The 24391-nt window shown below is 58.0% G+C and carries 20 protein-coding genes; 9 read left to right on the top strand and 11 right to left on the bottom strand.

The window, feature by feature from the left end:
* On the top strand, nt 1–358 hold a 358-nt coding region (locus tag LC354_RS15025), incomplete at its 5' end, for a transposase (RefSeq protein WP_223423163.1).
* 12 nt (nt 359–370) lie between these two features.
* Here LC354_RS15025 and radC read toward each other — a convergent pair.
* The 4 genes from radC to dnaK form a co-directional block, all read right to left on the bottom strand.
* Nucleotides 371–1120 (bottom strand): RadC family protein, encoded by a 750-nt coding sequence (radC, locus tag LC354_RS15020; protein ID WP_223425160.1) that lies wholly within the window; start codon nt 1118–1120, stop codon nt 371–373.
* 76 nt (nt 1121–1196) lie between these two features.
* Nucleotides 1197–1703: a GNAT family N-acetyltransferase gene (locus LC354_RS15015; protein ID WP_223425159.1), complete on the bottom strand. Its 507-nt coding sequence runs from the start codon at nt 1701–1703 to the stop codon at nt 1197–1199.
* 101 nt (nt 1704–1804) lie between these two features.
* Entirely contained in the window at nt 1805–2944 is a 1140-nt protein-coding gene (gene dnaJ / locus LC354_RS15010) for a molecular chaperone DnaJ (RefSeq protein ID WP_223425157.1), read from the bottom strand.
* A gap of 78 nt (nt 2945–3022) precedes the next feature.
* The gene (dnaK, locus tag LC354_RS15005) at nt 3023–4933 is read right to left on the bottom strand and encodes a molecular chaperone DnaK (protein WP_223425155.1); all 1911 of its coding nucleotides are present in this window, start codon (nt 4931–4933) and stop codon (nt 3023–3025) included.
* Between the two features lie 192 nt (nt 4934–5125).
* Here dnaK and LC354_RS15000 point away from each other — a divergent pair, with 192 nt between their 5' ends.
* Nucleotides 5126–5725, top strand: coding sequence for an alpha-ketoglutarate-dependent dioxygenase AlkB family protein (locus LC354_RS15000; RefSeq protein WP_223425153.1), 600 nt, complete (start codon nt 5126–5128; stop codon nt 5723–5725).
* 35 nt (nt 5726–5760) lie between these two features.
* On the opposite strand, the gene LC354_RS14995 is transcribed toward LC354_RS15000, so the two are convergent.
* The 5 genes from LC354_RS14995 to LC354_RS14975 are packed head-to-tail and all read right to left on the bottom strand — an operon-like array spanning nt 5761 to nt 11688.
* Nucleotides 5761–7251 carry an AMP-binding protein gene (locus LC354_RS14995; RefSeq protein WP_223425151.1) on the bottom strand — a complete coding sequence of 497 codons (1491 nt, stop codon included), beginning with the start codon at nt 7249–7251 and terminating at the stop codon, nt 5761–5763.
* On the bottom strand, nt 7248–8684 hold the full coding sequence (sauS, locus tag LC354_RS14990) for an acylating sulfoacetaldehyde dehydrogenase (protein ID WP_223425149.1): 1437 nt from the start codon (nt 8682–8684) through the stop codon (nt 7248–7250). The genes LC354_RS14995 and sauS overlap by 4 nt, the downstream gene beginning before the upstream one ends.
* A gap of 22 nt (nt 8685–8706) precedes the next feature.
* A complete protein-coding gene (locus LC354_RS14985; RefSeq protein ID WP_223425148.1) occupies nt 8707–9675 on the bottom strand; it encodes a tripartite tricarboxylate transporter substrate binding protein in 969 nt (322 codons plus the stop codon).
* Nucleotides 9676–9715: 40 nt separating this feature from the next.
* The gene (locus LC354_RS14980; RefSeq protein WP_223425146.1) at nt 9716–10180 is read right to left on the bottom strand and encodes a tripartite tricarboxylate transporter TctB family protein; all 465 of its coding nucleotides are present in this window, start codon (nt 10178–10180) and stop codon (nt 9716–9718) included.
* Nucleotides 10177–11688, bottom strand: a complete 1512-nt coding sequence (locus tag LC354_RS14975; RefSeq protein ID WP_223425145.1) for a tripartite tricarboxylate transporter permease — start codon at nt 11686–11688, stop codon at nt 10177–10179. Before LC354_RS14975 ends, LC354_RS14980 begins: the two co-directional genes overlap by 4 nt.
* Nucleotides 11689–11787: 99 nt before the next feature.
* Between LC354_RS14975 and LC354_RS14970 the strand changes: the two genes are divergently transcribed.
* On the top strand, nt 11788–12801 hold the full coding sequence (locus LC354_RS14970; protein ID WP_223425143.1) for a LacI family DNA-binding transcriptional regulator: 1014 nt from the start codon (nt 11788–11790) through the stop codon (nt 12799–12801).
* A 21-nt stretch (nt 12802–12822) separates the two neighbouring features.
* On the opposite strand, the gene LC354_RS14965 is transcribed toward LC354_RS14970, so the two are convergent.
* On the bottom strand, nt 12823–13725 hold the full coding sequence (locus LC354_RS14965) for a LysR family transcriptional regulator (RefSeq protein ID WP_223425141.1): 903 nt from the start codon (nt 13723–13725) through the stop codon (nt 12823–12825).
* 163 nt (nt 13726–13888) lie between these two features.
* On the opposite strand from LC354_RS14965, the gene xdhA reads away from it, so the two are divergent.
* From xdhA to LC354_RS14935, 6 genes are all read left to right on the top strand, one after another.
* On the top strand, nt 13889–15352 hold the full coding sequence (xdhA, locus tag LC354_RS14960) for a xanthine dehydrogenase small subunit (protein ID WP_223425140.1): 1464 nt from the start codon (nt 13889–13891) through the stop codon (nt 15350–15352).
* Between the two features lie 16 nt (nt 15353–15368).
* Entirely contained in the window at nt 15369–17687 is a 2319-nt protein-coding gene (gene xdhB / locus LC354_RS14955; RefSeq protein ID WP_223425138.1) for a xanthine dehydrogenase molybdopterin binding subunit, read from the top strand.
* 3 nt (nt 17688–17690) lie between these two features.
* Nucleotides 17691–18572, top strand: coding sequence for a xanthine dehydrogenase accessory protein XdhC (gene xdhC, locus LC354_RS14950; protein ID WP_223425137.1), 882 nt, complete (start codon nt 17691–17693; stop codon nt 18570–18572).
* Between the two features lie 43 nt (nt 18573–18615).
* Nucleotides 18616–20217, top strand: coding sequence for a xanthine/uracil/vitamin C permease (locus LC354_RS14945; RefSeq protein ID WP_223425135.1), 1602 nt, complete (start codon nt 18616–18618; stop codon nt 20215–20217).
* Nucleotides 20218–20277: 60 nt separating this feature from the next.
* On the top strand, nt 20278–21666 hold the full coding sequence (gene guaD, locus LC354_RS14940) for a guanine deaminase (protein ID WP_223425133.1): 1389 nt from the start codon (nt 20278–20280) through the stop codon (nt 21664–21666).
* A 168-nt stretch (nt 21667–21834) separates the two neighbouring features.
* Nucleotides 21835–22671 (top strand): bifunctional allantoicase/(S)-ureidoglycine aminohydrolase, encoded by an 837-nt coding sequence (locus LC354_RS14935; protein ID WP_223425131.1) that lies wholly within the window; start codon nt 21835–21837, stop codon nt 22669–22671.
* Between the two features lie 112 nt (nt 22672–22783).
* On the opposite strand, the gene LC354_RS14930 is transcribed toward LC354_RS14935, so the two are convergent.
* A complete protein-coding gene (locus tag LC354_RS14930) occupies nt 22784–24391 on the bottom strand; it encodes an N-acyl-D-amino-acid deacylase family protein (protein ID WP_223425129.1) in 1608 nt (535 codons plus the stop codon).

The raw sequence follows: 24391 nt of genomic DNA, 5'->3' as shown, positions 1-24391 counted from the left end.
GCCTTGGGTCATCACAGGCGCGATGAACGGCCCGGCATTCGACACCTACATCGAAACACAACTCGCTCCGGTGCTCGACCCCGGCACCGTTGTGATCCTGGACAATCTGTCCACCCACAAAAGTCCGCGCGCAGCCGAAGTTCTGCGCAAGCGCGGCTGCTGGTTCTTGTTTCTGCCTGCTTACAGTCCGGACCTCAATCCAATTGAAATGGCATTCTCAAAGCTCAAATCCCATCTGCGGCGCATCGGAGCCAGAACCTACGATGCCTTGTTTGAAGCGCTTGGCGACATCTGCGATCTCTACGAACCAGTAGAATGCTGGAACTTTCTCAAAGCCGCCGGATATGCCTCAGATTAAATGCAAAATGCTTTAGAGGTATCCTTCGGATTTGAAGCTGAGCTCGCGCGATTTTCCGACGATCAAATGGTCGTGCAAGGTCAGGCCGAGCGCGGCGCAGGCCGCTTCCATCTGGCGGGTCATGTCGATGTCGGCTTGACTTGGCGTTGGGTCGCCCGACGGGTGGTTGTGCACCAGGATGAGGGCCGACGCGTTCAGTTCGAGCGCCCGTTTCGCCACTTCGCGGGGATAAACGGGTACGTGGTCGACGGTGCCCTTGGCCTGTTCCTCATCTGCGATCAATACGTTCTTGCGATCCAGAAAGAGCACCCGGAACTGCTCTGTTTCGCGGTGGGCCATGGTCGTGTGGCAATAGTCGATCAGTGCATCCCAGCTTGAAATAAGCTGTTTGTTCAGAACTTTCGAGCGCGCGAGTCGCTGGGCCGCGGCTTCGACGATTTTGAATTCGGTGATGACGGCCTCACCGATACCTTTGAAGTCACGTAACCGCTCCACCGGTGCCGTGATCACGCGGTTAAAATCCCCGAACGCAGCCATCAGGCTGTGCGCCAACGGTTTCACATCCTGTCGCGGGATGGCCCGAAACAGGATGAGTTCGAGAAGTTCGTAGTCGGGCATTGCCTGCGCGCCACCCTGCACAAACCTGGTGCGCAAACGCTTGCGATGGTCGGCCATGTAAGATGGCGTTTTACCCTTTGGGATTAGAACAGGCGCGGCTTCGTCGAGGTCAAAGGGAAGGGGACGTTCTGAGAATTGGGACATGCGAAAAGCATGGGTGCCTTTGGGTAGCGCCGGGTTAATGATCTGACAAAATGTTTTAGAGTCCGGCCAGTCGACGCTAGGGGCGGTTCAAGAGAAACACAGCTTCTTTAACACCAGCCGTGGTCGAGGTGCCTGTTTGTGTAAAACCTGCGCGTTTCATCAAGGCCCGCGATGGTGTATTGCGCACATCCGCATAGGCCCTGATGTGTGCGATTTCAGTTTCATCGAAAAGAAACTGTGATGCCAATCGTACAGCGCGGGTGGCATGCCCTTGTCCATGCTGCGCAGCGCCAAGGGTGATGCCCACTTCGGCTTCCGTTCCGTCCTCAGAAAGGTACAGACCCATATCGCCGATCAAAACGTCAGTCTCTGTGTGTGTGACGGCCACTTGCGCCCACTGACCGAGACGCATCAATGGGGTGATCCTGGCCATATGAGTGAGAAAACCGGTGGCCCGCGCGTCTGACATCGCTTCCCAGTCTTGATAGCGGGCAATGTCTGGATCTTGGCGATAGGCTTGAAAGATCGACAGGTCAGCAGGCTGCAAACGGCGCAACGTGGTGGTTCCTGAGGTCAAGCGCATTCTCGGAGCATATAGGAAAGCGTGGCGGATTAAAATCCGCCTTACGGGGCCCAAGTAAGGCGGGGTTTAGCCCGCCCTACCGGTAGTCCTTGATCGCTACATCAGCCCTTCATGCCGTCCCAGAACGATTTGACCGACGAAAAGAAGCTGGAGGATTCAGGATTGTTCTCTTCGGAGAGGTCTTCGAATTCGCGCAGCAATTCTTTCTGACGACTTGTCAAATTCACTGGCGTCTCTACGGCAAGCTCGATGAACATGTCGCCCAAGCCACCGCCACGCAGGGCAGGCATACCTTTGGACCGCAGTCGCATTTGCCGACCTGATTGAGACCCGGCCGGGATTTGAACCCGTCCGCGTCCGCCGTCAATCGTCGGCACTTCGATGGACCCGCCCAGTGCCGCGGTCCCCATGGACACAGGGACACGACAGAAGAGGTTCGAGCCGTCCCGTTCAAAGAGTTTATGCTCTGCCACATCAATGAAAATGTAGAGATCACCTGTCGGTCCGCCCCGCATTCCCGCCTCGCCTTCGCCTGCAAGACGAATGCGCGTGCCGGTTTCAACCCCGGCCGGAATATTCACGCTGAGCGACCGATCTTTCTCTACGCGACCGGCGCCGCCGCAGCTTTTACACGGGTTCTTGATGATCTGGCCCATGCCGGAGCATGTGGGACAGGTCCGTTCCACTGTGAAAAAGCCCTGCTGCGCGCGCACCTTGCCCATGCCGGAACAGGTCGGGCATGTGGTCGGCTCGGATCCGCCCTCGGCGCCTGATCCTTTACAGCCGTCACAGGCAACGGATGTCGGTACATTGACGGTCTTCTGCATGCCCGAGAACGCGTCTTCGAGGTTGATCCGAAGATTGTAGCGCAGATCAGATCCGCGCGCTGCGCGTCGTCCACCACCTCCGCGTTGGCCACCCATGAAGTCGCCAAACAAATCATCGAAGACGTCGGAGAACGCGGAGCCAAAGTCGCCTTGCTGGCCGCCGCCGGGACGTCCGCCACCCATTCCGCCCTCGAAGGCGGCATGGCCAAAGCGGTCATAGGCCGCCTTTTTGTCGCCGTCCTTCAGGACGTCGTAGGCTTCGTTGGCTTCCTTGAATTGGGATTCCGCGTTTGGATTGTCTGCATTCCGGTCCGGGTGCAGTTCCTTGGCCTTTGCACGGTAGCCTTTTTTGATCTCGTCGGCGCTTGCCCCTTTTGAGACGCCAAGCACCTCGTAGTAGTCACGTTTTGCCATGGATCATATCCTTTGCTGGAACGTCTGAGGCCGGCCCGATGTGGACCGGCCCCGTGATTGGTTCCCTGGCGCGCAAGATTAAGCGCGCTTGTCGTTGTCCAGATCTTCGAACTCGGCGTCTACGATGTCGTCATCGCGCGAGCCTGGTTCATCAGCGGCTGTCGGCTCTGCGTCGCCGTCTTCCTGCGCTGATTTATAGATCGCTTCGCCCAGTTTCATGGCTGCTTCCGTGACGTTCTGGATGCCCGACTTGATCTTGTCGGTGTTGTCTGTTTCCAACTCGTCCTTGAGCGCGGCAACCGCCAGTTCAATGGCTTCGATCGTTGTCGGATCGACCTTGTCCGCATGCTCTTCCATCGACTTTTCGGTCGAGTGGATGAGGCTTTCGGCCTGGTTCTTCGATTCGATCAACTCGCGACGCTCTTTGTCCGCCTCGGCATTTTCCTCGGCGTCCTTGACCATTTTGTCGATGTCCTCATCCGACAAACCGCCGGATGCCTGAATCGTGATCTGCTGCTCTTTGCCGGTGCCTTTGTCCTTGGCGCCAACCGACACGATGCCGTTGGCATCAATGTCAAAGGTCACCTCGATCTGTGGCATGCCGCGTGGAGCTGGCGGGATGTTTTCCAGGTTGAAGTTGCCCAGAATCTTGTTGTCCGAAGCCATTTCGCGCTCGCCTTGGAAGACCCGGATCGTCACGGCGCTCTGGTTGTCTTCGGCGGTCGAGAAGATCTGCGACTTCTTGGTCGGGATCGTGGTGTTCCGGTCGATCAGACGTGTGAACACACCGCCGAGAGTTTCGATACCCATCGACAATGGTGTCACGTCGAGAAGGACAACGTCCTTGACGTCACCTTGCAGAACGCCGGCCTGAATGGCGGCACCCATGGCAACCACTTCGTCAGGGTTCACACCCTTGTGCGGCTCTTTGCCAAAGAACTTGGTCACTTCTTCGACCACTTTGGGCATCCGTGTCATACCACCGACCAAAACAACTTCGTCGATGTCGGAGGCGGAGAGACCGGCGTCTTTCAGAGCGGCGGCACAAGGTTTCATTGATGCCTTGATCAGATCCCCAACCAACTGTTCCAGCTTGGCGCGGGTCAGTTTCAGCACCATGTGCAGCGGCTGGCCGTTCGAGCCCATCGAGATGAACGGCTGGTTGATTTCGGTCTGATTGGCCGATGACAATTCGATCTTGGCTTTTTCCGCCGCTTCCTTGAGGCGCTGCAGGGCCATCTTGTCTTGGGTCAGGTCAACGCCATGCTCTTTTTTGAACTGCTCCGCGAGGTAGTTCACGATGCGCATGTCGAAGTCTTCGCCACCCAGGAAGGTGTCGCCGTTGGTCGATTTCACTTCGAACAGGCCATCGTCAATTTCGAGGATGGTTACGTCAAAGGTACCGCCGCCAAGGTCATAGACTGCAATGGTTTGGGTGTTCTCTTTGTCGAGACCGTACGCCAAGGCAGCGGCTGTCGGTTCGTTGATGATCCGCAGCACTTCCAGACCGGCAATTTTGCCCGCATCTTTGGTGGCCTGACGCTGGGCATCGTTGAAATAGGCGGGGACGGTGATGACCGCCTGGGTCACGTCTTCGCCAAGATAGCTTTCCGCTGTCTCTTTCATCTTGCCGAGGATGAAGGCAGAAATCTGGCTGGGAGAATATTTTTCGCCGCGCGCTTCGACCCACGCGTCGCCGTTGCCGCCGTCGATGACGTTGAATGGCAGGTTTTTCTTGTCTTTCGCCAGATCCGGGTCGTCGTTGCGACGACCGATCAGACGCTTCACACCAAAAATGGTGTTGTCGGGGTTTGTGACGGCCTGCCGTTTGGCGGGTTGCCCGACCAGGCGTTCGCCTTCGGTAAATGCGACGATCGACGGTGTCGTACGTGCGCCTTCTGCGTTTTCGATAACGCGGGGTTGGCTGCCATCCATGATTGCGACGCAGCTGTTTGTCGTTCCTAGGTCAATACCAATTACTTTGGCCATGTTTTCGATCCCTCATGTTCGTTCAAGGCGATGACACGAGGCGGCGACCCGTTTCGGCATCGACGCCACGCAATGAAATGCGCAAGTTTCCCTGCGCGCTGGGCCGTATATAAGGAGGGTCATTTGACGCTGCAACCACTGTAGCGGAGTCCAAAACAGCAAATTTGCACATATTCGCCAAGGTTATCGAAAATGCGGGCAAAAATAAGGGGTTTTGACATCTACAAGGAATATTTGGATGTCAGGGCACAAATTTCTTTGGTCGAAGATGTACGCGCTGTTGCATCGCAAGCACCGATGTTTTCGCCACAGACGCCCTATGGCAAACCGATGTCGGTCCATATGACGTCTGCCGGCACGGTCGGGTGGTATGCGGACAAAACGGGGTATCGTTATGCCCCGACCCATCCGCATGGTACGAAATGGCCCCCAATTCCGGCCGCCGTTTTGGCGTTATGGCATGATCTGACCGGACTGGAGCGTGCGCCCGATTGCTGCTTGATCAACTATTACGGGGAAGGCGCGCGCATGGGCATGCACCAGGATCGCGACGAGGCGGATTTTTCGTGGCCGGTTTTGTCGGTGTCTCTGGGTGATGCGGGTCTTTTCCGTATTGGAAACAAGACACGGGGCGGCAAGACGGAATCGCTCTGGCTCGAGTCCGGTGATGTGGTGGTGATGGGCGGTGCGGCGCGCCTGACCTATCACGGGGTGGATCGGATCAGGTTCGGGTCGTCGTCGCTGTTGCCAAAGGGCGGGCGGATCAATCTGACCTGTCGGGTGGTGACGTGAGGCGTGAATGACGGGTTTTTTCGTGACCCCCGCGCCTAGCCCTTGAGAGCTTCGGCCAGTTTGAGGCGCTGAATTTTCCCCGACGGGCCTTTGGGCAACTCGTCCAGAAAGAAAATCGCATCCGGAGATTTGAACGCGCCCAGTCGTTCTCGGCAGGCCTCGATCAAATCGCTTTCTTGAAGCGTTGAGCCCTCTGCCACACGAACGGCGGCTTCGACCCGCTCGCCATAGGTGGCGCAGGGGCGGGCGAAGGCGGCGGCCTCTATGATATCGGGATGGGAATAGAGGGCTTCGTCGATTTCGCGTGGGGCGATGTTTTCGCCGCCCTTGATGATCAATTCCTTGATCCGGCCCGTGACATAGACGTAGCCGTCATCGTCCATCTTGCCCAAATCACCGGTGCGCAGCCAATCGCCGGTAAACGTCGCGGCGGTGGCTTCTGGGTTGTTCAGATACTCCAACATCACATTCGGGCCTTTGACCGCGATCTCACCTTCTGTGTTGCGCGCGCATTCGCTTTGGTCCGGGGCGAGGATGCAGACCTGATTACCATAGCCAAGCCCCGGCGAGCCGATTTTGCGCAGACCGGGTGGCAAGGGGTTCGACAGGATCTGGGCCGCGGTTTCGGTCAGCCCCATGGTTTCGATGATGGGAACGCCAAAGCGGTTCTCGAAGGTGCGCTGCGTCTCGACGGCCAGCGCGGACGACGCGGAGCGGCCAAAGCGCAACCGTTCGATACAATCCGGATCCGGGTTTTCCGCACTGTGCAGCAGGTGACTGATGATCGTTGGGACAACTGAAAACCACGTGACGTGCGCGCGCTCAGCCTGATGCCAGAATTGGCTGGCCGAAAAACGGGATACAACCGCAAGCGATCCGCCTGAGACGAGCGATCCCATCAAGGAGACGCAAAGCCCGTTGATATGATACAGCGGCAAGACGCAAAATCCGCGATCGTCGGGTGTCAGCGCGTGGGCGATTGTCGTGGTCCATCCGCCCGCCAAAAGGCTGGCATGGGTATGAACGACACCCTTCGGCTTTCCCGTCGTGCCTGATGTGTACATCAAAAGTGCATGATCTTCGGCTGCCAAAGCATGCAGGGCGATGTCAGTTTCGGCGGTTCCGGATACGAGCGTCAAGCCATCCGGTGCAGCAGAGTGGTACAGATCGGCGGCGCTCTCGTGCACAAAGGCAAATCGCGCGCCGCTGTGACCCAGCGCATAGTTGATGGCGTCCCGTCCAGCCGCGAGGTTGATCATCGTTGCGCGAAAGCCGCCATACAGGACCCCGTAAAGCGCGGTAATCCCCTCCGGACCGTTGGGATGGACGATCGCGACGCTTTCGCTTTTGGCCACGCCTGCGGCAGTGAGTGTCCTCGCGATTGCGATGGCCTCGGATCGCAATGTGCCCCACTCCAGCATCTCGTCGGTTTCGGGGAAGACCATGGCGACGCCACCTTGGGCCGCGCGATGGTCAATCCAGTCTCGAACTGTGCCTCTCGGTGGATTTTGCAGATCAAGGATCATCCGCCGGTCTCCGCCCAGTAGTCCTTGAAGATGTCCTCGACCTTGGGTTCGCGCGCTGGGATTTCGCGCACGATCTTGGTTGTTTGCATGAAGTGTCTCCAATGCAGATTGTCGTCGATCGAGTTGCCGCCCCAGGACCCACATCCCATGGAGAGCGAGAAGGGCATGCCATTGGTAAACGCACCGCCCGTGGCAAATGTGTGCGCCTGATTGACGATGACGCGGCTGGTCGGGATGGCCTGTGCCAGCGTCATCGGGCGGGTTGTGTCTGTGGAGTGAATGCCGACGGAATGGCCCGCCCCCTGAAACAACTGCACCTTGCGTGTGATGTCGACCGCATCGTCGAAATCAGTGGCGCGGTATACTGTCAAAACGCGACTTAGTTTTTCACCGGACAGCGGATGATCCGGACCGATGCCGGTCGTCTCCACTGCGATGAATTGCGTGTCTTCCGGCACTTCTCCTGTGAGGCCAAGCGCCGCAATCAACTTGTCTGCATCTTGCGCGATGGCGCGGGGGTTGAGGTGGCCCTTCACCCATAGCTTTTCGATGATGCGGGTGTCATCCGTGATCAGCGCGCCCCCGGCCTCGGCCATCTCGGCGACAAAGGCGTCATAAACCGCGTCGATCACCACAATCGCATTCTCTGACGAACAGGACGTTGCGTTGTCGAATGTCTTGGAAGCTGCGATTTTCTGGGCCGCCGCTGTCAGATCGGCGGTTTCATCGACGATAACGGTCACGTTGCCGGCCCCGACGGCCAGCGCCGGCGTGCCCGACGTATAGGCGCGGCGCACGTTGTTCTGGCTGCCGGTCACGACGATCATATCCGAGATTTCGAGCAGCCGTTGCGTTGTTTCCTTGGAGCCGCGACCGGGGATCATCTGCACCAGATCGCGGTCAATCCCGGATTTGTCGAACTCGGCGTGAATGTATCCCAGCAAAGCCTCACAGGTCGGTACACCTTTCGGGGACGGCGATACGGCAATGGCGTTGCCGCATTTCAGCGCGTTGATGATGTTGTTGGCCGGCGTGGCGCCGGGGTTCGTGGACGGAACAACCGCACCGATCACGCCGATGGGCCGCGCAATTTTCGTGAGGCCGGTTTCCGGGTCATCACTGATCACGCCGTATGTCTTGGCCTGCTGGATATCGCGCATCAGACCCAGGGTCTTGCGATGGTTCTTGATGATCTTGTCGGCAACATTGCCCAGCCCGGTCGTTTCGACCGCAAGCCTGGCCAATGCTTCGTTGCGGGACGGTTCCATGATGGCCCAGGCGGCTGCCGCCGCTGCCCGATCGTACAGTGCCTGACTGCCATTTGCCTCGAACCGCAGTTGGGCGGCGCGCGCACGGGCAACCATATCCTCTACATGCTGGATCGGGTCTGTTGTGGTCATTTCGTGCATCCTTTGGTTGGTGAAGGGGCGCAACGTCGCGCCCCTTCGTCAGACTTCACAGGCCAGCAAGCAGCTCTTGAAGCGTCGCTTGACGGGCCGTCCACATTTCCTGAACCTCTTCGCGGGTCATGACGTGCATCGGGCTGCCACCGGCTGACATTTTGCCCTGAACGCTGCTGTTTTCGAACATCGTCGGCACAACGGCTGCCAAGTGGTCGATCACGGGCTGCGGTGTTCCCTTGGGCACCATCACCCCTCGGAAGTTGACGGACGCGTTGTCGATGTCAAAGCCCTGTTCGGCCATCGTCGGTACGTCTTCCATGAAGCTGTTGCGCTCCAGATCAAAGACCCCGAGGACCTTGACGTTGCCCGCTTCGCGCGCCCGGAAGGCGTCCGACAGGTTGTTCACCCCGCCCAGAACTTCGCCAGCGATGACTGATTTCATCGCGCCTGCACCACCCGCATTGCTGGGGATATAGGCCAGTTTGACACCCGCCGCTTTTTCCAACTGTAACGCAGCGATGTGATGCCCGACAAACAGACCAGCGCCGGAAAATGTCAGCCCGCCGGGATTTTCCTTGGCATAATCCACGACATCCTGCATCGAGTTGAAAGGGCTGTCAGCGGCTACGACAAACACGGCGGGGTCCGCCCCCCAGTTCGCAATGGGCTCAAAGCTGTCGGCAGTATAGCTCACGCCGCCCTCGATCGATTGCGCGATGAAGTGCGGAATGTTGTAGGCCCCCAGCGTATACCCGTCCGCTTCGGCTTGGGACGCAAGCCAGTTCCAGCCGACGCGGCCACCCGCTCCCGGTTTGTTGATGATGGCGATGGGCACACCCAACGCGTCTTCGTTTCCGGCGGTCATGGTCACGATGCGCGCCTGAAAATCCGTGGCGCCGCCCGCGCCATAGCTGACCATCAGCATGATGGGACGATCCGGGTAATCGCCATGCCCTTCCGCGAAGGCTGCTCCGGTCAGTGTCATGAGGGCCGTGGCGGCCCCTGCGATCCATTTTTTCATTGTAGTTCCTCCCTTGGGTTTGATCTGCCGCTCTTGCGATTCAGAAAAATATCTCTCGCGGGGTGTAGACGTTCAAAAGGCCCGCGAAGAGGGCGTACATCACCGCCAGAAATCCAGCGGTGATGATAATGCGTTTGATCCACGAGCGCAGTTCAGCATGCGGTGCGGGATCGTAAAGACTGAGCAGTATGAAGAATGTGATCGTTGAGGCCGTGTAGAAGCCAAGCCCCCGGGCCGCCCAGAAGATATAGATCAGGGCGACGATCAGCCCCGGCGCGATGTTCTTCATGGCTGCGGCTGACAGGCCCGCGCCGACCTTGCTGCGGCCCATCACCGCTTTGCCGAACGTCCAGAGCGCAAGGACGACAAAGACGGTCGAGATCATGCGTGGAAACAGGAATGCGGCGGCAGGCTCTTGCGTATAGCTGACATAGGTGACCCAGATGCCAACGGCGGCGACGACGCCTGACGCGATAATATGCTGGTTGCGGGGCAGATCGTTCATCCCATGATCTCCTCTTTCGAGGTGTAGCGGCGGCTGCGAAGCTCCATCCAGAAGGAATAGCCGACAGAGGCGACCACGATCGCGATCAGCGTCAGGTTCAGCGGGCCGGTAAAGAAGTAGCTTGTGATGCTGGAGGTTGCGTTTGCGATCATCGAGCCTTGGATGAAGTTCGCCTCGGCAATCGGGCCAAGGATCAGGCCAAGCACCAGAGGTGCGGCGGAAAATCCGAACCGTTCAAGGAAGTACATCCCCACGCCCAGCGTCGCCATGACATAGACGTCGCCCATCGAATTCTGCACTGAATAGCTGCCGAAAACCGCCAACCCCAGAACCACAGCCGCCATGACCGAGTGGGGAACGCGCGCAACGCTGGCAGCAAGCCCCGCCACATAAAGCCCAAAGATGCACATCAAAACCTGACCGATCAGCATTGAGTTGATAAAGGTCCACGCCACATCCGGGTGGTTGTCAAAGAGGTCAGACCCCGGGAAAATTCCATGGATCAGGAGGCCACCCAGCAAAACGGCGGCCGTTGGCGATCCGGGGATCGACAGCGTCAGCAGGGGCACCAGTGACGGGCCGACCATCGCGTTGTTTGCGGCTTCGGCTGCAATCACGCCCTCGCTATGGCCGGTGCCGAACTTCTCGGCTTCGGGGCTGAACTTCTTGGATTGATCGTAAGCGACAAGGCCCGCGATCTGCCCGCCCACGCCGGGGATGAGGCCAATGATACTCCCCACGCCTGTGCCGATGGCCAATGCACGCTTGCGCTTGAATACCTCGGCAATGGCTTCCTTGATCGGGCTTTTCTGGACCACGATAACCTCGGCGGCTGTAGAGGCCCGGCCCTTTGCGAACATCGTGATGACTTGCGGGATGGCAAAAAGTCCGATCAAGGCGGGGATCACGTTGATCCCGCCGCCCAATGCCGGATGAAAGATGAACCGTTGCGCCCCCATGATGTCATCAAAGCCGATAGTGGCGAGCCACAGGCCGATACATCCGGACAACAACCCTTTGACCACCGAGCTGGAATCCAGCGTGCCGATCACTGTAACCCCAAGGATGGCCAACCAGAACAAGTGTGACGGGCCAAATGCCAAGGCCCATTTCGCAAGCACTGGTGTCAGGAAAATCAGCAGCAGAACGCCGAATATCCCCCCGACCGCCGAGGCCAGAAAGGAGAGTTGCAACGCCTTTGCGCCTTGGCCCTTTTGCGCCATCGTGTGGCCATCGAGCGTGGTTGCGATATTCGCAGGTGCGCCGGGGATCTTGAGCAAGATCGCACTGACGGCACCGCCCGCGACGGTCGATGTATACGCAGCACCCAGCAGGATAAGACCCTGCGCTGGCGCCAGTTGAAACGTGAACGGAATAAGCAGGGCCACAGCCATCGTCGGTGAAAGGCCAGGCGTCGCACCGAGGATCAGCCCGCCAATTGTGCCCAGCAACAGCAGCAGGAAATTGAACGGCAAAAAGACGTCACCAAGATAGCCTACGAATTCCAAACGCCAGATCCTCCCCCAGAACTGCAATTGACGTCTCAGGCTAAATCATGAAAATAGTTTTGCAAATGTTTTCATAAAATTCTGATTTTTGCGAGATAGATGTCTGATAAAAATAACAAAAAAGCCGATATTGTAGCTGTCGCACTCGCGGCAAAAGTGTCTCCGGCGACCGTATCGCGGTTTTTCAATCGGCCTGAACTGGTGAAACTGGCGACTCGTCGCAAGATCGACAGGGCAGTGAAAAAACTCGGCTATATCCGCAATCGTGCGGCGCAAACCATTCATGGCATTCGCAGCGGGACGATTGGCCTTGTCGTTCCGACGATCGACAACACGATCTTTGCGGAAATGATACAGGCCTTTGCTGACGAAGTCGGCTCACACGGGTTCACGATCCTGCTTGGTACGCACAACTATGACGACGCACAGGAATATGACGTATTGCGCAAGTTTCTGGAGCATCGGGTTGATGGTGTGGCCGTTGTTGGCCTGCACCACTCCGAAGAGGTGTACAACCTGATCGAAAGCCAGAGAATCCCGACCGTTTCGCTTTGGAATTATGCGCCAACTTCGCGGTTGATTTGCGTTGGGGCGGACAACCATGAGGCGGGCTGTAAAATCGCGCGGCATGTGTTGGATCGGGGTCATAGCAAGATTGCGACGCTGTTTCCGCCGTTGGACGGGAATGACCGTGCGACCTCTCGGGCGGATGGCGTCATGCAAATGCTGCAGCAAAGGGGTGCTGCCCCTGATCCGGTGGACCGACTGGAAACGTTCTACAGCATTTCTTCCGCCAAGAAGGTCGTGATTGAGTATCTCACATCCCAAGCCAGGCCGGATGTGATCGTTTGCGGCAATGACATTCTTGCCCTCGGCGCGATCTATGCGGCGCAATCCTTGGGGTTGAAGGTGCCCGAAGACATTGCCGTCACCGGGGTCGGGGATTTCAAAGGCTCCAAAGAGGTCGAACCGGCCATCACGACGATCCGTATACCCGCCAAGATGATCGGAACGCTCGGCGGCGCGGCGTTGGTGCAGTCCATCATTTCGCCTGAAATGGTGCAGGAGAACCAGTGTTGTTCTTCGGATCTGGTCATACGCTCAACCTGTTAGGTGCGGCCGGTTTGGTGACTGTCAGGCAAATATCGCCTTGCTGCGAGAAGCGATATGGTCGACGAAAAGGCGCACCTTCGGGTCCTGCAATCTCTTGTGTGGATACAAACATCCAAAGATCGTCGGCTGGGGTGGCGCGTTCGGCAAGACTTCGACGAGGCGCCCGCTGGTCAGATGTTCTGCAACGTCGAAACGCGGTTTGTTGACGATACCGCGCCCCGCCAACGCCCAATCTGTCAAGACATCCCCGTCGTCGGCGTCGTATTTCCCGCTCACTTCAAGTTTCCGCGGACCCATGTCCGTTTGCAACGTCCAGAAATATTCCGGCGACCGCGGATAGCGCAGGAGCAGGCAGTTATGAGTCGAATCCAGAAGGTCTTCGGTCACTTCAGGCACGCCAAATTCGGATAAATACGCAGGCGCGGCACAGAGCACGCGCGCGCAATCCGCAATTTTGCGCAGTTTCATATTGGAATCGCTCGGCTCGCCGATGAAAAAGGCCACGTCCAGACCATCTGCGAGGATATCCACCTTGCGGTCGGACAGGCGCATGCGCACCTGTGTTTCCGGATAAGCGTCGACAAAATCGGGGACCATGGGCGCGACAATCCTGCGCCCGACACCAAGGGGGGCCGTGACACGGATCGCGCCGCGCGGTTTGGCTGAAAAATTGGCGACCTTGGCCTCGGCTGTGTCCAGCGCGAGCAAGATGCCCCTTGCCTCGTCGTAGAAGACCAGACCAACTTCCGTCGGTGTGATCGACCGGGTCGTCCTGTTGAACAAACGCACGCCCAGCTTCTTTTCAAGCTCTTTGATGCGTTTGCTGGCGACCGCGGGCGTCAGTCTGAGGTCGCGCCCGCCAGACGTGATGCTGCCAAGTTCCAAGACGCGGACAAATACGCGCAGACTCTCGATATAGGACATGCTCACCTTTTGGTCGGGTCGGATTAACTTTGCATCTGTACGGTTCATTATCAACGTACTGTTGAAAGTATTTGCCGATAATGGCCATTTGTTAATGCAATGACTTCCCATAAGATCAAACTAGGCTGATCGTCCTTCCATCCGGGACAAGAGGGAACAAACCATGACACACCGCACAGACATTCGATTTTTGCTGAACGGCAAAGACACCTCACTTGGGGCTGTCGGCGCGGATCAAACCCTTCTCGATTTTCTACGCATTGAACGTCGATTGACGGGCACGAAGGAAGGTTGCGCAGAAGGCGATTGCGGTGCCTGTACCGTGCTGGTCGGCCATTTGTCGGACGCCGGTTTGGTCTACACGCCCGTCAACGCATGCATACGGTTTCTGGCATCCGTGGATGGCTGCCACGTGGTGACGATCGAACATCTCTCTGGGCCGGAAGGGCGATTGCACCCGGTTCAACAGGCAATGGTGGACCATCACGGCAGCCAATGCGGCTTCTGCACGCCCGGTTTCGTCATGTCGCTTTATGCGCTCTGGATGGAAGTGCCGGAACCAACCGAAGCGCAGGTGGAAAGCGCCTTGCAGGGCAACCTGTGTCGCTGCACCGGATATGACCCAATCATCAAGGCCGCCGTCGCGGTCAGTCGGTATGGATCGCCCGCCGCAGATTATCTCAATACGGAAAGGTCCGCGATTACCGGGCGCCTGCAAGCCTTGCGGAGCGGACAACGGGTCGTTTCAGGGCCGCCAGACAACCTGAGCATCTTGCCAACTGATGTGGACGATCTGGCAGATTGCCTGCTGGAATATCCCGGCGCGACAATTGTTGCCGGAGCGACGGATGTCGGCCTATGGGTCACCAAGTTCCTGCGCAATATCGGCCCGGCGATTTTTACTGGCCATCTCAATGATCTGAAAACGGTCGAAGCAAAAGACGGTGCGCTGCTGATGGGTGCCGGGGCAAGTTATACCGACTGCCAGCAAAGCCTGTCCGAACATCTGCCGCATCTTTCGTCCTATTGGGACCGGATCGCAGGGTGGCAGGTGCGCAATATGGGTACCGTGGGTGGCAACATCGCCAACGGATCGCCCATCGGAGACACGCCGCCGGTGCTGATCGCGCTAGGCGCCGAGATCACTTTGCGACGCGGTACGGATCGCCGCGTTCTTCTGCTCGAAGATTTCTTTATCGATTATGGCAAGCAGGATCGGGTAGCCGGCGAGTTTGTCGAAAGCGTCCGTGTGCCTCTGCCCGGTGCCAACGACCTGAACGCGGTATACAAGATTTCCAAACGACGGGATGAAGATATTTCGTCCGTCGCAGTCGGGATCAATGTGACCGTCACAGACGGCACGATCACCGGATGCCGCATCGCCTTCGGTGGGATGGCTGCGACCCCGAAACGGGCGTCGGCGGCCGAACGCGCGCTCATTGGCCATTCCTGGTCAGAGGCAAGCTTTGAGAACGCCGCCGACGCCTTGCCGACGGATTTCAAACCGCTGAGCGATTGGCGCGCCTCATCCGAGTATCGGATGCTGTCCGCCCAGAACCTGCTGCGCCGTTTCTATCTTGAACACGACGCTGAAACCACGGCCCCCATTCAACTGGCTTCGGCCTGAAACAGGAGATGATACGATGAAAGACAACGTTTCCATCACCGGTTCCGCCCATACCGACCGTATTCATGACAGTGCGATCAAACATGTGACGGGTCAGGCCGATTACACCGATGACATCGCCCAACCCGAAGGCACCTTGCACGCCTACCTTGGGGTTTCAAATGTTGCGCATGCCACCCTGAACGGTCTGGATTTGACGGATGTACTGGCCGCGCCGGGCGTCATCGGAGTGCTGACCGCCGAGGATATTCCCGGTGTCAATGACATCAGCCCCACCGGCCTGAACGACGAACCTGTGTTCCCGACCGAGACGATCCAGTTTTACGGCCAACCGTTGTTTGCGGTCATCGCCGAAACCCGAGACGCCGCCCGCCGCGCTGCAGAACTGGCCAAAGTTGATTGCGAAGTACTGCCGCACGCGCTTGATCCGATCGCCGCGCAAGAGGCTGGCTATCCCAATGTGACGGCTCCGTTGAAACTGGAACGCGGAGAGATTGATCCGGCATTCGCGGCAGCGCAGAACCGCATTCAAGGGCGGATGGCCATTGGCGGACAGGATCACATGTATCTCGAAGGACACATCGCCTTTGCGATTCCAGGTGAAGATGACGAAGTTGTTGTGCATTGCTCGACCCAGCACCCCTCTGAAGCGCAGCATATGGTGGCCCACGTTCTGGGTGTGCCGTCCAATGCGGTCGTTGTGAATGTGCGGCGCATGGGCGGCGGGTTTGGTGGCAAGGAAAGCCAGATGAACCTGTTCTGTGCGGTTGCGGCGATTGCTGCAAAAAAGTGGAAGCGGGCCGTCAAAATTCGCCCGGATCGTGATCAGGACATGACCGCGACGGGCAAACGCCATGATTTTGTCGTCGATTACGATGTGGCTTTTGACGACGCAGGGCGGATCGAAGCCGTTGACGGTATCTTTGCCGCGCGTTGCGGGTTCTCGTCGGACCTGTCCGGGCCAGTTACGGACAGGGCTTTGTTTCATGCGGACAATGCGTATTTCTATCCCAATGTTCGCCTGACAAGCCGTCCGATGAAAACCAACACCGTGTCCAACACGGCATTTCGCGGTTTTGGCGGCCCTCAAGGCGTGATTGTTGCCGAACGGATGATCGAAGAGATTGCCTTTGCCACTGGGCAAGACCCGCTTGATGTGCGCAAGGCCAACTTTTATGGCGGCGCGGGCCGTGATGTGACGCCGTATCACCAGCAAGTTGATGACAACATACTGGAGCGTCTGGTCGGAGAGTTGGAAGAAACGGCCGAATACCGCAAACGACGTCAGGACATCATTGCGTTCAATGCAGCGTCTCCGGTTCTCAAAAAGGGGATCGCGCTGACCCCGGTCAAATTCGGGATTTCCTTCACGGCCACCTGGTACAATCAGGCGGGTGCCTTGGTGCACGTCTATAACGACGGCTCCATCCATCTGAACCATGGCGGCACCGAGATGGGTCAGGGTCTGAACACCAAAATCGCGCAGATTGTGGCCGAGGCGTTTCAGGTTGATTTCGAGCGGATCAAGATTACCAAGACCACCACTGAAAAGGTGCCGAACACGTCAGCAACGGCGGCCTCCAGCGGGACGGATCTGAATGGCATGGCGGCTCTGAACGCCGTTGAGCAGATCAAGGAACGGCTGGTGGCGTTCGCGGCTGAAAAATGGGCCGTGACACCGCAGGCGGTGACCTTCCATCCCAATGAAGTCCATGTCGGCGAACATGTGATGACCTTTAACGCCTTTGTCAAAGAGGCCTACATGGCGCGTGTCCAACTCTCGGCCGCGGGGTTCTACAAGACACCGAAGATCCATTGGGACCGCAGCAAAGGGCAGGGGCGTCCGTTCTATTATTTCGCATACGGAGCCGCATGCTCCGAGGTGACGATTGATACATTGACGGGGGAGTACCGGGTCGAGGGGACGGATATCCTGCACGATGTGGGACGGTCGCTGAACCCGGCCTTGGACAAGGGTCAGGTCGAGGGCGCGTTCATTCAGGGTATGGGGTGGTTGACCACAGAAGAACTTTGGTGGGACGATGCGGGGCAGTTACGGACCCATGCACCGTCGACCTACAAGATCCCGCTCGCTTCCGACAGGCCGCGCATCTTCAATGTGAAATTGGCGGATTGGTCCGAGAACCGGGAATTGACGATCAAACGCTCCAAAGCGGTGGGCGAACCGCCGTTCATGCTGGGTATTTCGGTGTTCGAGGCCTTGTCGATGGCGGTGGCGTCGGTTGCCGATTATCGGATTTGCCCCCGCCTTGACGCCCCGGCGACACCGGAACGGGTATTGATGGCTGTCACGCGGATGAAGGCGGAGGCGTAGGTCATGGCATCCATGTCCGACAATCTGGTCCGATTTCTGGACGCCCACACATCGGTGATCCGCATCGCCCTGACCCGCGTGCGCGGGTCGTCGCCCCGCAACGCGGGCACGGAAATGTTCGTATCCGAGACGTCGCTCTTGGGCACGATTGGCGGTGGTCAGCTGGAGCACATGGCGATCGAAGCGGCACGCGAGATGCTTCGGGATGGCGCCTTGAACAGGGATCTGGATATTCCGCTGGGCCCGGAGATTGGACAATGCTGTGGCGGGCGGGTCGAGATTGGCCTGTCGCGGATGCGCGGGTCTGACCGGCGCGCGGCCACAGTCCGGGCGCATGACCAGGACGATGCACTGCCCCACGTGTATATTCTGGGGGCCGGTCATGTCGGACGGGCGCTGGCCATCCAATTGCAGCACCTGCCGGTGCGCAGCGTCCTTGTCGATACGCGACCCGAGGAATTATCCCTGTGCCATGCGGATGTCGAACTGCGGCTCAGTGCAATGCCCGAAGTCGATATTGCAAATGCTCCGGCAGGCAGCGCCTTTATCGTTTTGACCCACGATCATGGTTTGGACTTCCTGCTCGCGTCGGCTGCGTTGGAGCGCGGTGATGCGGCCTATGTCGGGATGATCGGATCCGCGACCAAGCGGATCAAGTTCCGCAATTGGGTGCGTGCCAATTGCGATCACCACTCCATCGAACATCTGAATTGTCCCATCGGGGCGAGCGGCAGCCGTGACAAGCGGCCCAGCGTCATTGCCTCCTTCGTGGTGGCTGAAGTGATGGCTGAATTGACCTCTGAAACTGCCGCAAATGCCCTTCACCGGGCAAACAAAGCGCCCAAGCCGGGCCGCCAACATGACCGGAAAGGAATTTCCGCCTGACGCAAAAGGTCGAAGGCCGGTCACATCAGAAGAGGAGACCGTCATGGACGGTAGAACCTATAGCTACAAGCTGTTCACACGCAGCGATTTCAGCGCGTTTTGGGCGCTGTTTACCGACAACCTTGTCAATTTGCTGATCCTGACCGGGGTTTGCCAGTTTGTATTTCAAATGCCGACCGAGATCGTGTTCGGACGTATCGTTCCGGGGGCCGCCATTGCCATCCTGGCAGGGGTTGCCGTCTATACCTACCTCGCCAAATGGGCTGCGAACAAGCAGGGCAAGGACGTTACGGCCTTGCCATACGGTATCTCGACACCTGTGATGTTCGTTTACCTGTTCGGCGTGATCGGGCCGATCTATTGGGCCACACAAGACCCGCTGCTGGCCTGGCAGGTCGGCATTGGCGCGGGCTTCATCGGCGGTATCGTGGCGGCGCTGGGTGCCATCGTCGGGCCGTATCTCAAACGGATTACGCCACGGGCCGGGATGTTGGGTACGTTGTGCGGGATCGCATTGGTGTTTATCGGATCCGTCCCGTTGGCGCAGATCTTCGAGCATCCGATCATCGGTTTCACGTCGCTTTTGTTCATCCTTTGGGGATTGATCGGGCGGTTCCGGTTGCCCGGTAACCTGCCAGCGGGCCTTGTGGCGATCGGTGCCGGTACAGTCATCGCAATCGTGTTGGGCCAGTCCAGCTTTGACGTCAGCGGCATCGGTTTCTATCCACCCGTTCCATATTTTGGCGATTTGATCGCCGGGGTGCAGTACCTTTTCGCGAACCCCGAGTTGTTCCTCGTCTTGATCCCGGTTCAAATCTACAACTTCATCGAAACGATGAATAACGTGGAATCGGCCGAGGCCGCTGGCGACAGTTATCCGGTGGGCTTGTGTCAGGTCACGGATGGTGCAGGCACGATGATCGGCGCGCTCTTTGGCTCGCCGTTTCCGACGACCGTATATATCGGCCATCCCGCCTACAAACGGATGGACGCGCATGCGGGTTACATCGTGGGCGTTGCCCTGGTGATCGCCGCCGCCGCGTTCTTTGGGTTCCTGTCGTTCTTTGCGGGTCTCATTCCGATTGCCGCCGCTGCGCCCGTCCTGGTTTTTGTATCGGTCAGCCTGATCACGAATACGGCGTGGGCCGTGAAGCCTTTGCACATGGCCGCCGTCTCCTTTGCGATTTTACCGCATATCTCCGCGTTCCTGATGATCAAATGGGGGGCTCTGATGAATTCATTGAGCGCATCTGGCGTCGAAGGACTGCCTGCGCTGGGCGATGAAAATCTGACAGCCGCCTTGCTGATGAACGGTGCATATTACGAGGGCCACCTCGCCCTGAGCCAGGGTGCGATCATCACTGGCCTGGTCTGGGGTGCCATCGTGGCGGATGTGATCGACGGGCGGTTCAAGATGGCTGGTGGGTTTGCTCTGGCTGCGGCGGTGATGTCTTCGGTTGGCATTATTCATGCAAATACGCTGCAATTGCCGCAATTGGACGGTATCACCATCGGGTATCTGATCATCGGCGCGTTCCTCTATGTTTATCCGGCCGTTGCGCCGAAAGAGGATCTTGAGCATCGGATCATCGTCCCGGACGAACCGGATTTGATCGATGATGATACGCCTGCCCAACAGGCGTAAAGCACACGGGGGCGGCAGGTCTGCCGCCCTGACATCCCCTCGCATGTGGTGAGACAACGAATGACCCAGAAATTGCTCCGTGGACGTGTGCTGACGTTTCATCGCGAACCGCGCGATGGTGATGACGCCAGTGCCTATACGTACCTCGAAGATGGCGCAGTGCTGATCAAGGACGGGACCATTCAGAGGCTCGGCACATTTGACGCGCTCCGCAGCGCCGCACCATCGACGCCGGTTACGGATCACCGGCCACATCTGATGATGGCCGGGTTCATCGACACGCATATCCACTTTCCACAGGTGCAGGTGATCGCGTCCTGGGGGTCGCAACTTCTGGATTGGCTGAACAATTACACCTTTCCCGAAGAAACCCGATATGCCGATCCGGATCACAGCGCCCGGATGGCGTCGAAGTTTTTTGATCAGTTGATCGCGCATGGCACGACATCTGCAGTTGCCTTTTGCTCGGTCCATAAAACCTCGGCAGATGCTTTCTTTTCCGAAGCCTCGAGCCGGGGAATGCGGATGCTGGGGGGCAAGGTCCTGATGGATCGGAATGCGCCGGACGGTCTGCGCGATACGCCACAGTCTGGATATGACGACACCAAGGCGCTGATCGAACAGTGGCAGGGGACCGGGCGCAACAGCTATGTCATCACACCCCGCTTTGCGATCACGTCCTCTCCCGCACAGATGGAGATGGCACAGGCCCTCGCGTCTGAGCATCCCGACTGTCACATCCAGACGCATCTGTCGGAGAACCATGACGAGATTTCTTTTACTGCCGAACTCTACCCGCAAGCGCGTGACTATCTCGACGTTTATCAGTCCTATGGGCTGTTGCGCGAAAACGCGCTGCTTGGCCATTCCATTCACCTCAAACCGCGCGAGATCGATGCGTTGGTCGAAACGGGCGCGCACCCGGTCTTTTGCCCGACGTCCAACCTGTTCTTGGGGAGCGGGCTGTTTGACAACGCTGGTTTGCGGGCAAAAGGCATCACCAACGGGATCGCCACGGATGTTGGCGCGGGCACAAGCTATTCGATGCTGCAAACACTGAACGAAGGGTACAAGGTGCTTCAGTTGCAAGGACAATCGCTGCACCCGTTGCAGGCGTTTCATTGGGTTACGCGCGGCAACGCCTGTGTTCTGGGGCTTGAGGACAAAATCGGCACGCTGGATGCCGGAACGGAGGCCGACATTGTCGTCCTGAATTCGCAAAGTACGGATGCGATGGCCTTGCGCATGGAGCGCGCCGGGAGTCTGGCCGAGGAACTGTTCATCCTGCAAATGATGGGCGATGATCGCGCCATCGCAGAGGTTTATGTCAACGGTGTGCCGTGCAAGGCGACCCTGTCTCGACACGTCGATACGGATGAAAATTCGGTCACGTCCAGAGAGGACAATCTGGAAAATACGGATATTTCCGCCGTGTTCCCGATATACTGATCCCGTTTGTTTTCGGCGACGAGATCGGGTGCCATTTGGTGGATTTGGGAATATCTGCATCCATTATCAAACAGATACGATAAGTGCTGCTTGGCAAATACGGGTGGTTTGCTTGGGCGGTCCGGCTCATAAACGGATCAAACCGCAGTACGACAGGACAGACAACCAATGACAGCGAAGTATTTTGCCCCAAACGGCGGGCATCCTGGCCAAGACCAGCTCTTGACCGACAGGGCCGTCTTTACGGATGCTTACGCCGTCATCCCGAAGGGGACGATGCGCGACATCGTGACCAGCTTTCTGCCATTCTGGGATAAGACCCGGCTTTGGATTATCGCCCGCCCCATGACCGGATTTGCGGAAACGTTTTCGCAATACATCATGGAAGTTTCGCCCGGTGGCGGTTCCGATCAGCCGGAATCCGATTCAGGAGCCGAGGGCGTTTTGTTTGTCGTCGAAGGGACAGCGACGCTGACGATTGCGGGGGTAACGCACAGCCTTGAGGAAGGCGGGTATGCCTTTTTGCCGCCCTCGACGGACTGGGCGCTGCACAACACGACCGACGAGATCCTGCGCTTTCACTGGATACGCAAAGCCTATGAGGCGGTGCCGGGGCTGGATCATCCCGATGTGATCATCGCGAATGAAAAGGATATCGCACCGACGATCATGCCGGGTACCGAGGGAAAATGGGGCACGACCCGCTTTGTCGATCCCAACGATCTGCGCCACGATATGCATGTCACCATCGTGACGTTTGAACCGGGCGCGGTGATCCCGTTTCTGGAAACGCATGTGATGGAGCATGGGCTTTATGTGCTTGAAGGCAAGGCGGTTTACCGCCTGAACAGTGACTGGGTCGAGGTCGAAGCGGGCGACTATATGTGGCTGCGCGCCTTTTGCCCGCAAGCCTGTTATGCCGGTGGCCCGGGTAAATTCCGCTATCTTCTCTACAAAGACGTCAATCGTCACATGGGCCTGCGCCTGTCCGCACGACAACCCTAGAGGCATCGTCGGACATCCCAAGACAAGGCGCGCGCCGGGTGAAGCGTCGCATCATCTTGTTCAAGCGCTGTCGCCCAAGCGCGGCACGCATTCCGGTTTTTTGACGGGGTGGTCAGACAGCGAATTCGCGAATGACCCGGCCTGCATTCACCGGCACGCGCGCGCCGTCGCGCATCGCGAGGTGGCCGTTCACAGCGACATGGCATATGCCTGACGCATAACGGCGCGGGTTTTTTGCGGTGGCATTGCTCGCGATATTGACCTTATCAAAAACGCATACATCCGCATGATATCCGACCTTGAGCACCCCGCGGTTCTTCAACCCAAGCCGGGCCGCAGGGACAGAGGTCAGCTTTGCGATCCCTTCAGCGAGCGTCAGAATACCCCGGTCTCTCACGTAGTATTGCAAGAACCGCGCGGCCCATCCGTACCCGGTCAAAGAGCCAAGGTGGTCCTTGAGCACGCCTTCGTTTGCTGTGGCGACGGTGTCGGAAATCACAGCGCATTCGGGTTGATGCAAACACAGATCAATGTCGCTGTCCTGAAATGACTTTGATGCCCACATGCACGACATGAGGTCATCGCCCTCTTCCAGTAGAATATCGAGTACGGCATCGTATGGGTGGCAATTGCGCATCCGGCCAATCTCGGCAAAATCCATACCCACCAGATCCTTGTTGTGGGTCGCGTTCAGCACCACGATATCGGACCACTTCTCGGCTTTCACGATCAACCACATCGGTTGTGGATTGGCCTTGATCCTTTCGCGTTGCTCGGGGTCGGCAAGGCGTTTGAGGATATCATCGAGCGTTCCAGCCTGCGCCCATTTCGGCAAGATCGCCGCCATCAGCGTGTTGTTCCAATCATGTGGAATAACGTCGAAGGCGATGTCAGTATCGTAACGCCGCGCTGTTTCGATCATTTCCAGCGTGTGCTCCATCGCATAGTCTGGCGCCCCGAACTTAGGCTGAATATGACTGATCTGTAGCTTGGCTCCGGATTGGCGGGCCGTCGCAATCGCTTCGGCAAATCCCAGATCGTAGTGGGTGTCACGATTGCGCACATGGGTGGCATAGAGGCGTTTATACTTGGCCGCGACCTCGCACAGCGGCACCAGATGTTCAGGAGCGGCCAATATGCCGGGGAAGTATTCGAGGCCCGAGGAAAACCCACCGGCCCCTTCGTCCATGCATTGATCAACAAGGCGGGCCATTTGCTTCACGTCATCCGCCTCGCCGGGATGCAATTCGCCGCCCACAACAGCGCGGTGAATGGTGCCGTGGCCGACAAAGGCCATCACGTTCACGCCAAGCTGGGTTGCGTCCAGAACGTCCAGATAATCGCCAAAACCCAGCCAGGGTTTGTGCGTGGCCTTGTCCGTGTACCATGGGGCAACGCGGCGAATGTCGTCTTTGGAATTCACGGGCGCACAGCTTGCGCCGCACTGCCCGATCACCTCGGTCGTGACGCCCTGATGCACCTGGCTTTCCGCGCGGCCATCGGCGATCAGCGTGAAATCGGAATGGGTGTGCATGTCGACGAATCCGGGCGACACCACCAACCCTGACACATCGATCACGTCCTCAGCAGCCGTGATTTGAAGGGTGCCGCTTGGCTCTATCGCTGCGATCATGCCATCCTTCACGGCCACGTCGCCAATGAAACTGCTGCCGCCGGAGCCATCAAAAACTTCGCCGCCTTTCAGAACCAGATCATACAT

Source organism: Tateyamaria pelophila, assembly GCF_019966495.1.
In the GTDB taxonomy this organism is placed as follows: domain Bacteria; phylum Pseudomonadota; class Alphaproteobacteria; order Rhodobacterales; family Rhodobacteraceae; genus Tateyamaria; species Tateyamaria pelophila.
This window is presented reverse-complemented; position numbering and strand designations above follow the sequence as displayed.

Coding starts and splice junctions, on each gene's coding strand:
- LC354_RS15000 (WP_223425153.1), top strand. CDS start 5,126: ATGCGGGCAAAAATAAGGGGTTTTGACATCTACAAGGAATATTTGGAT.
- LC354_RS14970 (WP_223425143.1), top strand. CDS start 11,788: ATGTCTGATAAAAATAACAAAAAAGCCGATATTGTAGCTGTCGCACTC.
- LC354_RS14980 (WP_223425146.1), bottom strand. CDS start 10,180: ATGAACGATCTGCCCCGCAACCAGCATATTATCGCGTCAGGCGTCGTC.
- LC354_RS15015 (WP_223425159.1), bottom strand. CDS start 1,703: ATGCGCTTGACCTCAGGAACCACCACGTTGCGCCGTTTGCAGCCTGCT.
- dnaJ (WP_223425157.1), bottom strand. CDS start 2,944: ATGGCAAAACGTGACTACTACGAGGTGCTTGGCGTCTCAAAAGGGGCA.
- LC354_RS14995 (WP_223425151.1), bottom strand. CDS start 7,251: ATGATCCTTGATCTGCAAAATCCACCGAGAGGCACAGTTCGAGACTGG.
- xdhC (WP_223425137.1), top strand. CDS start 17,691: ATGGCATCCATGTCCGACAATCTGGTCCGATTTCTGGACGCCCACACA.
- guaD (WP_223425133.1), top strand. CDS start 20,278: ATGACCCAGAAATTGCTCCGTGGACGTGTGCTGACGTTTCATCGCGAA.
- LC354_RS14945 (WP_223425135.1), top strand. CDS start 18,616: ATGGACGGTAGAACCTATAGCTACAAGCTGTTCACACGCAGCGATTTC.
- LC354_RS14985 (WP_223425148.1), bottom strand. CDS start 9,675: ATGAAAAAATGGATCGCAGGGGCCGCCACGGCCCTCATGACACTGACC.
- radC (WP_223425160.1), bottom strand. CDS start 1,120: ATGTCCCAATTCTCAGAACGTCCCCTTCCCTTTGACCTCGACGAAGCC.
- LC354_RS14935 (WP_223425131.1), top strand. CDS start 21,835: ATGACAGCGAAGTATTTTGCCCCAAACGGCGGGCATCCTGGCCAAGAC.
- xdhA (WP_223425140.1), top strand. CDS start 13,889: ATGACACACCGCACAGACATTCGATTTTTGCTGAACGGCAAAGACACC.
- LC354_RS14965 (WP_223425141.1), bottom strand. CDS start 13,725: ATGTCCTATATCGAGAGTCTGCGCGTATTTGTCCGCGTCTTGGAACTT.
- dnaK (WP_223425155.1), bottom strand. CDS start 4,933: ATGGCCAAAGTAATTGGTATTGACCTAGGAACGACAAACAGCTGCGTC.
- xdhB (WP_223425138.1), top strand. CDS start 15,369: ATGAAAGACAACGTTTCCATCACCGGTTCCGCCCATACCGACCGTATT.
- LC354_RS14930 (WP_223425129.1), bottom strand. CDS start 24,391: ATGTATGATCTGGTTCTGAAAGGCGGCGAAGTTTTTGATGGCTCCGGC.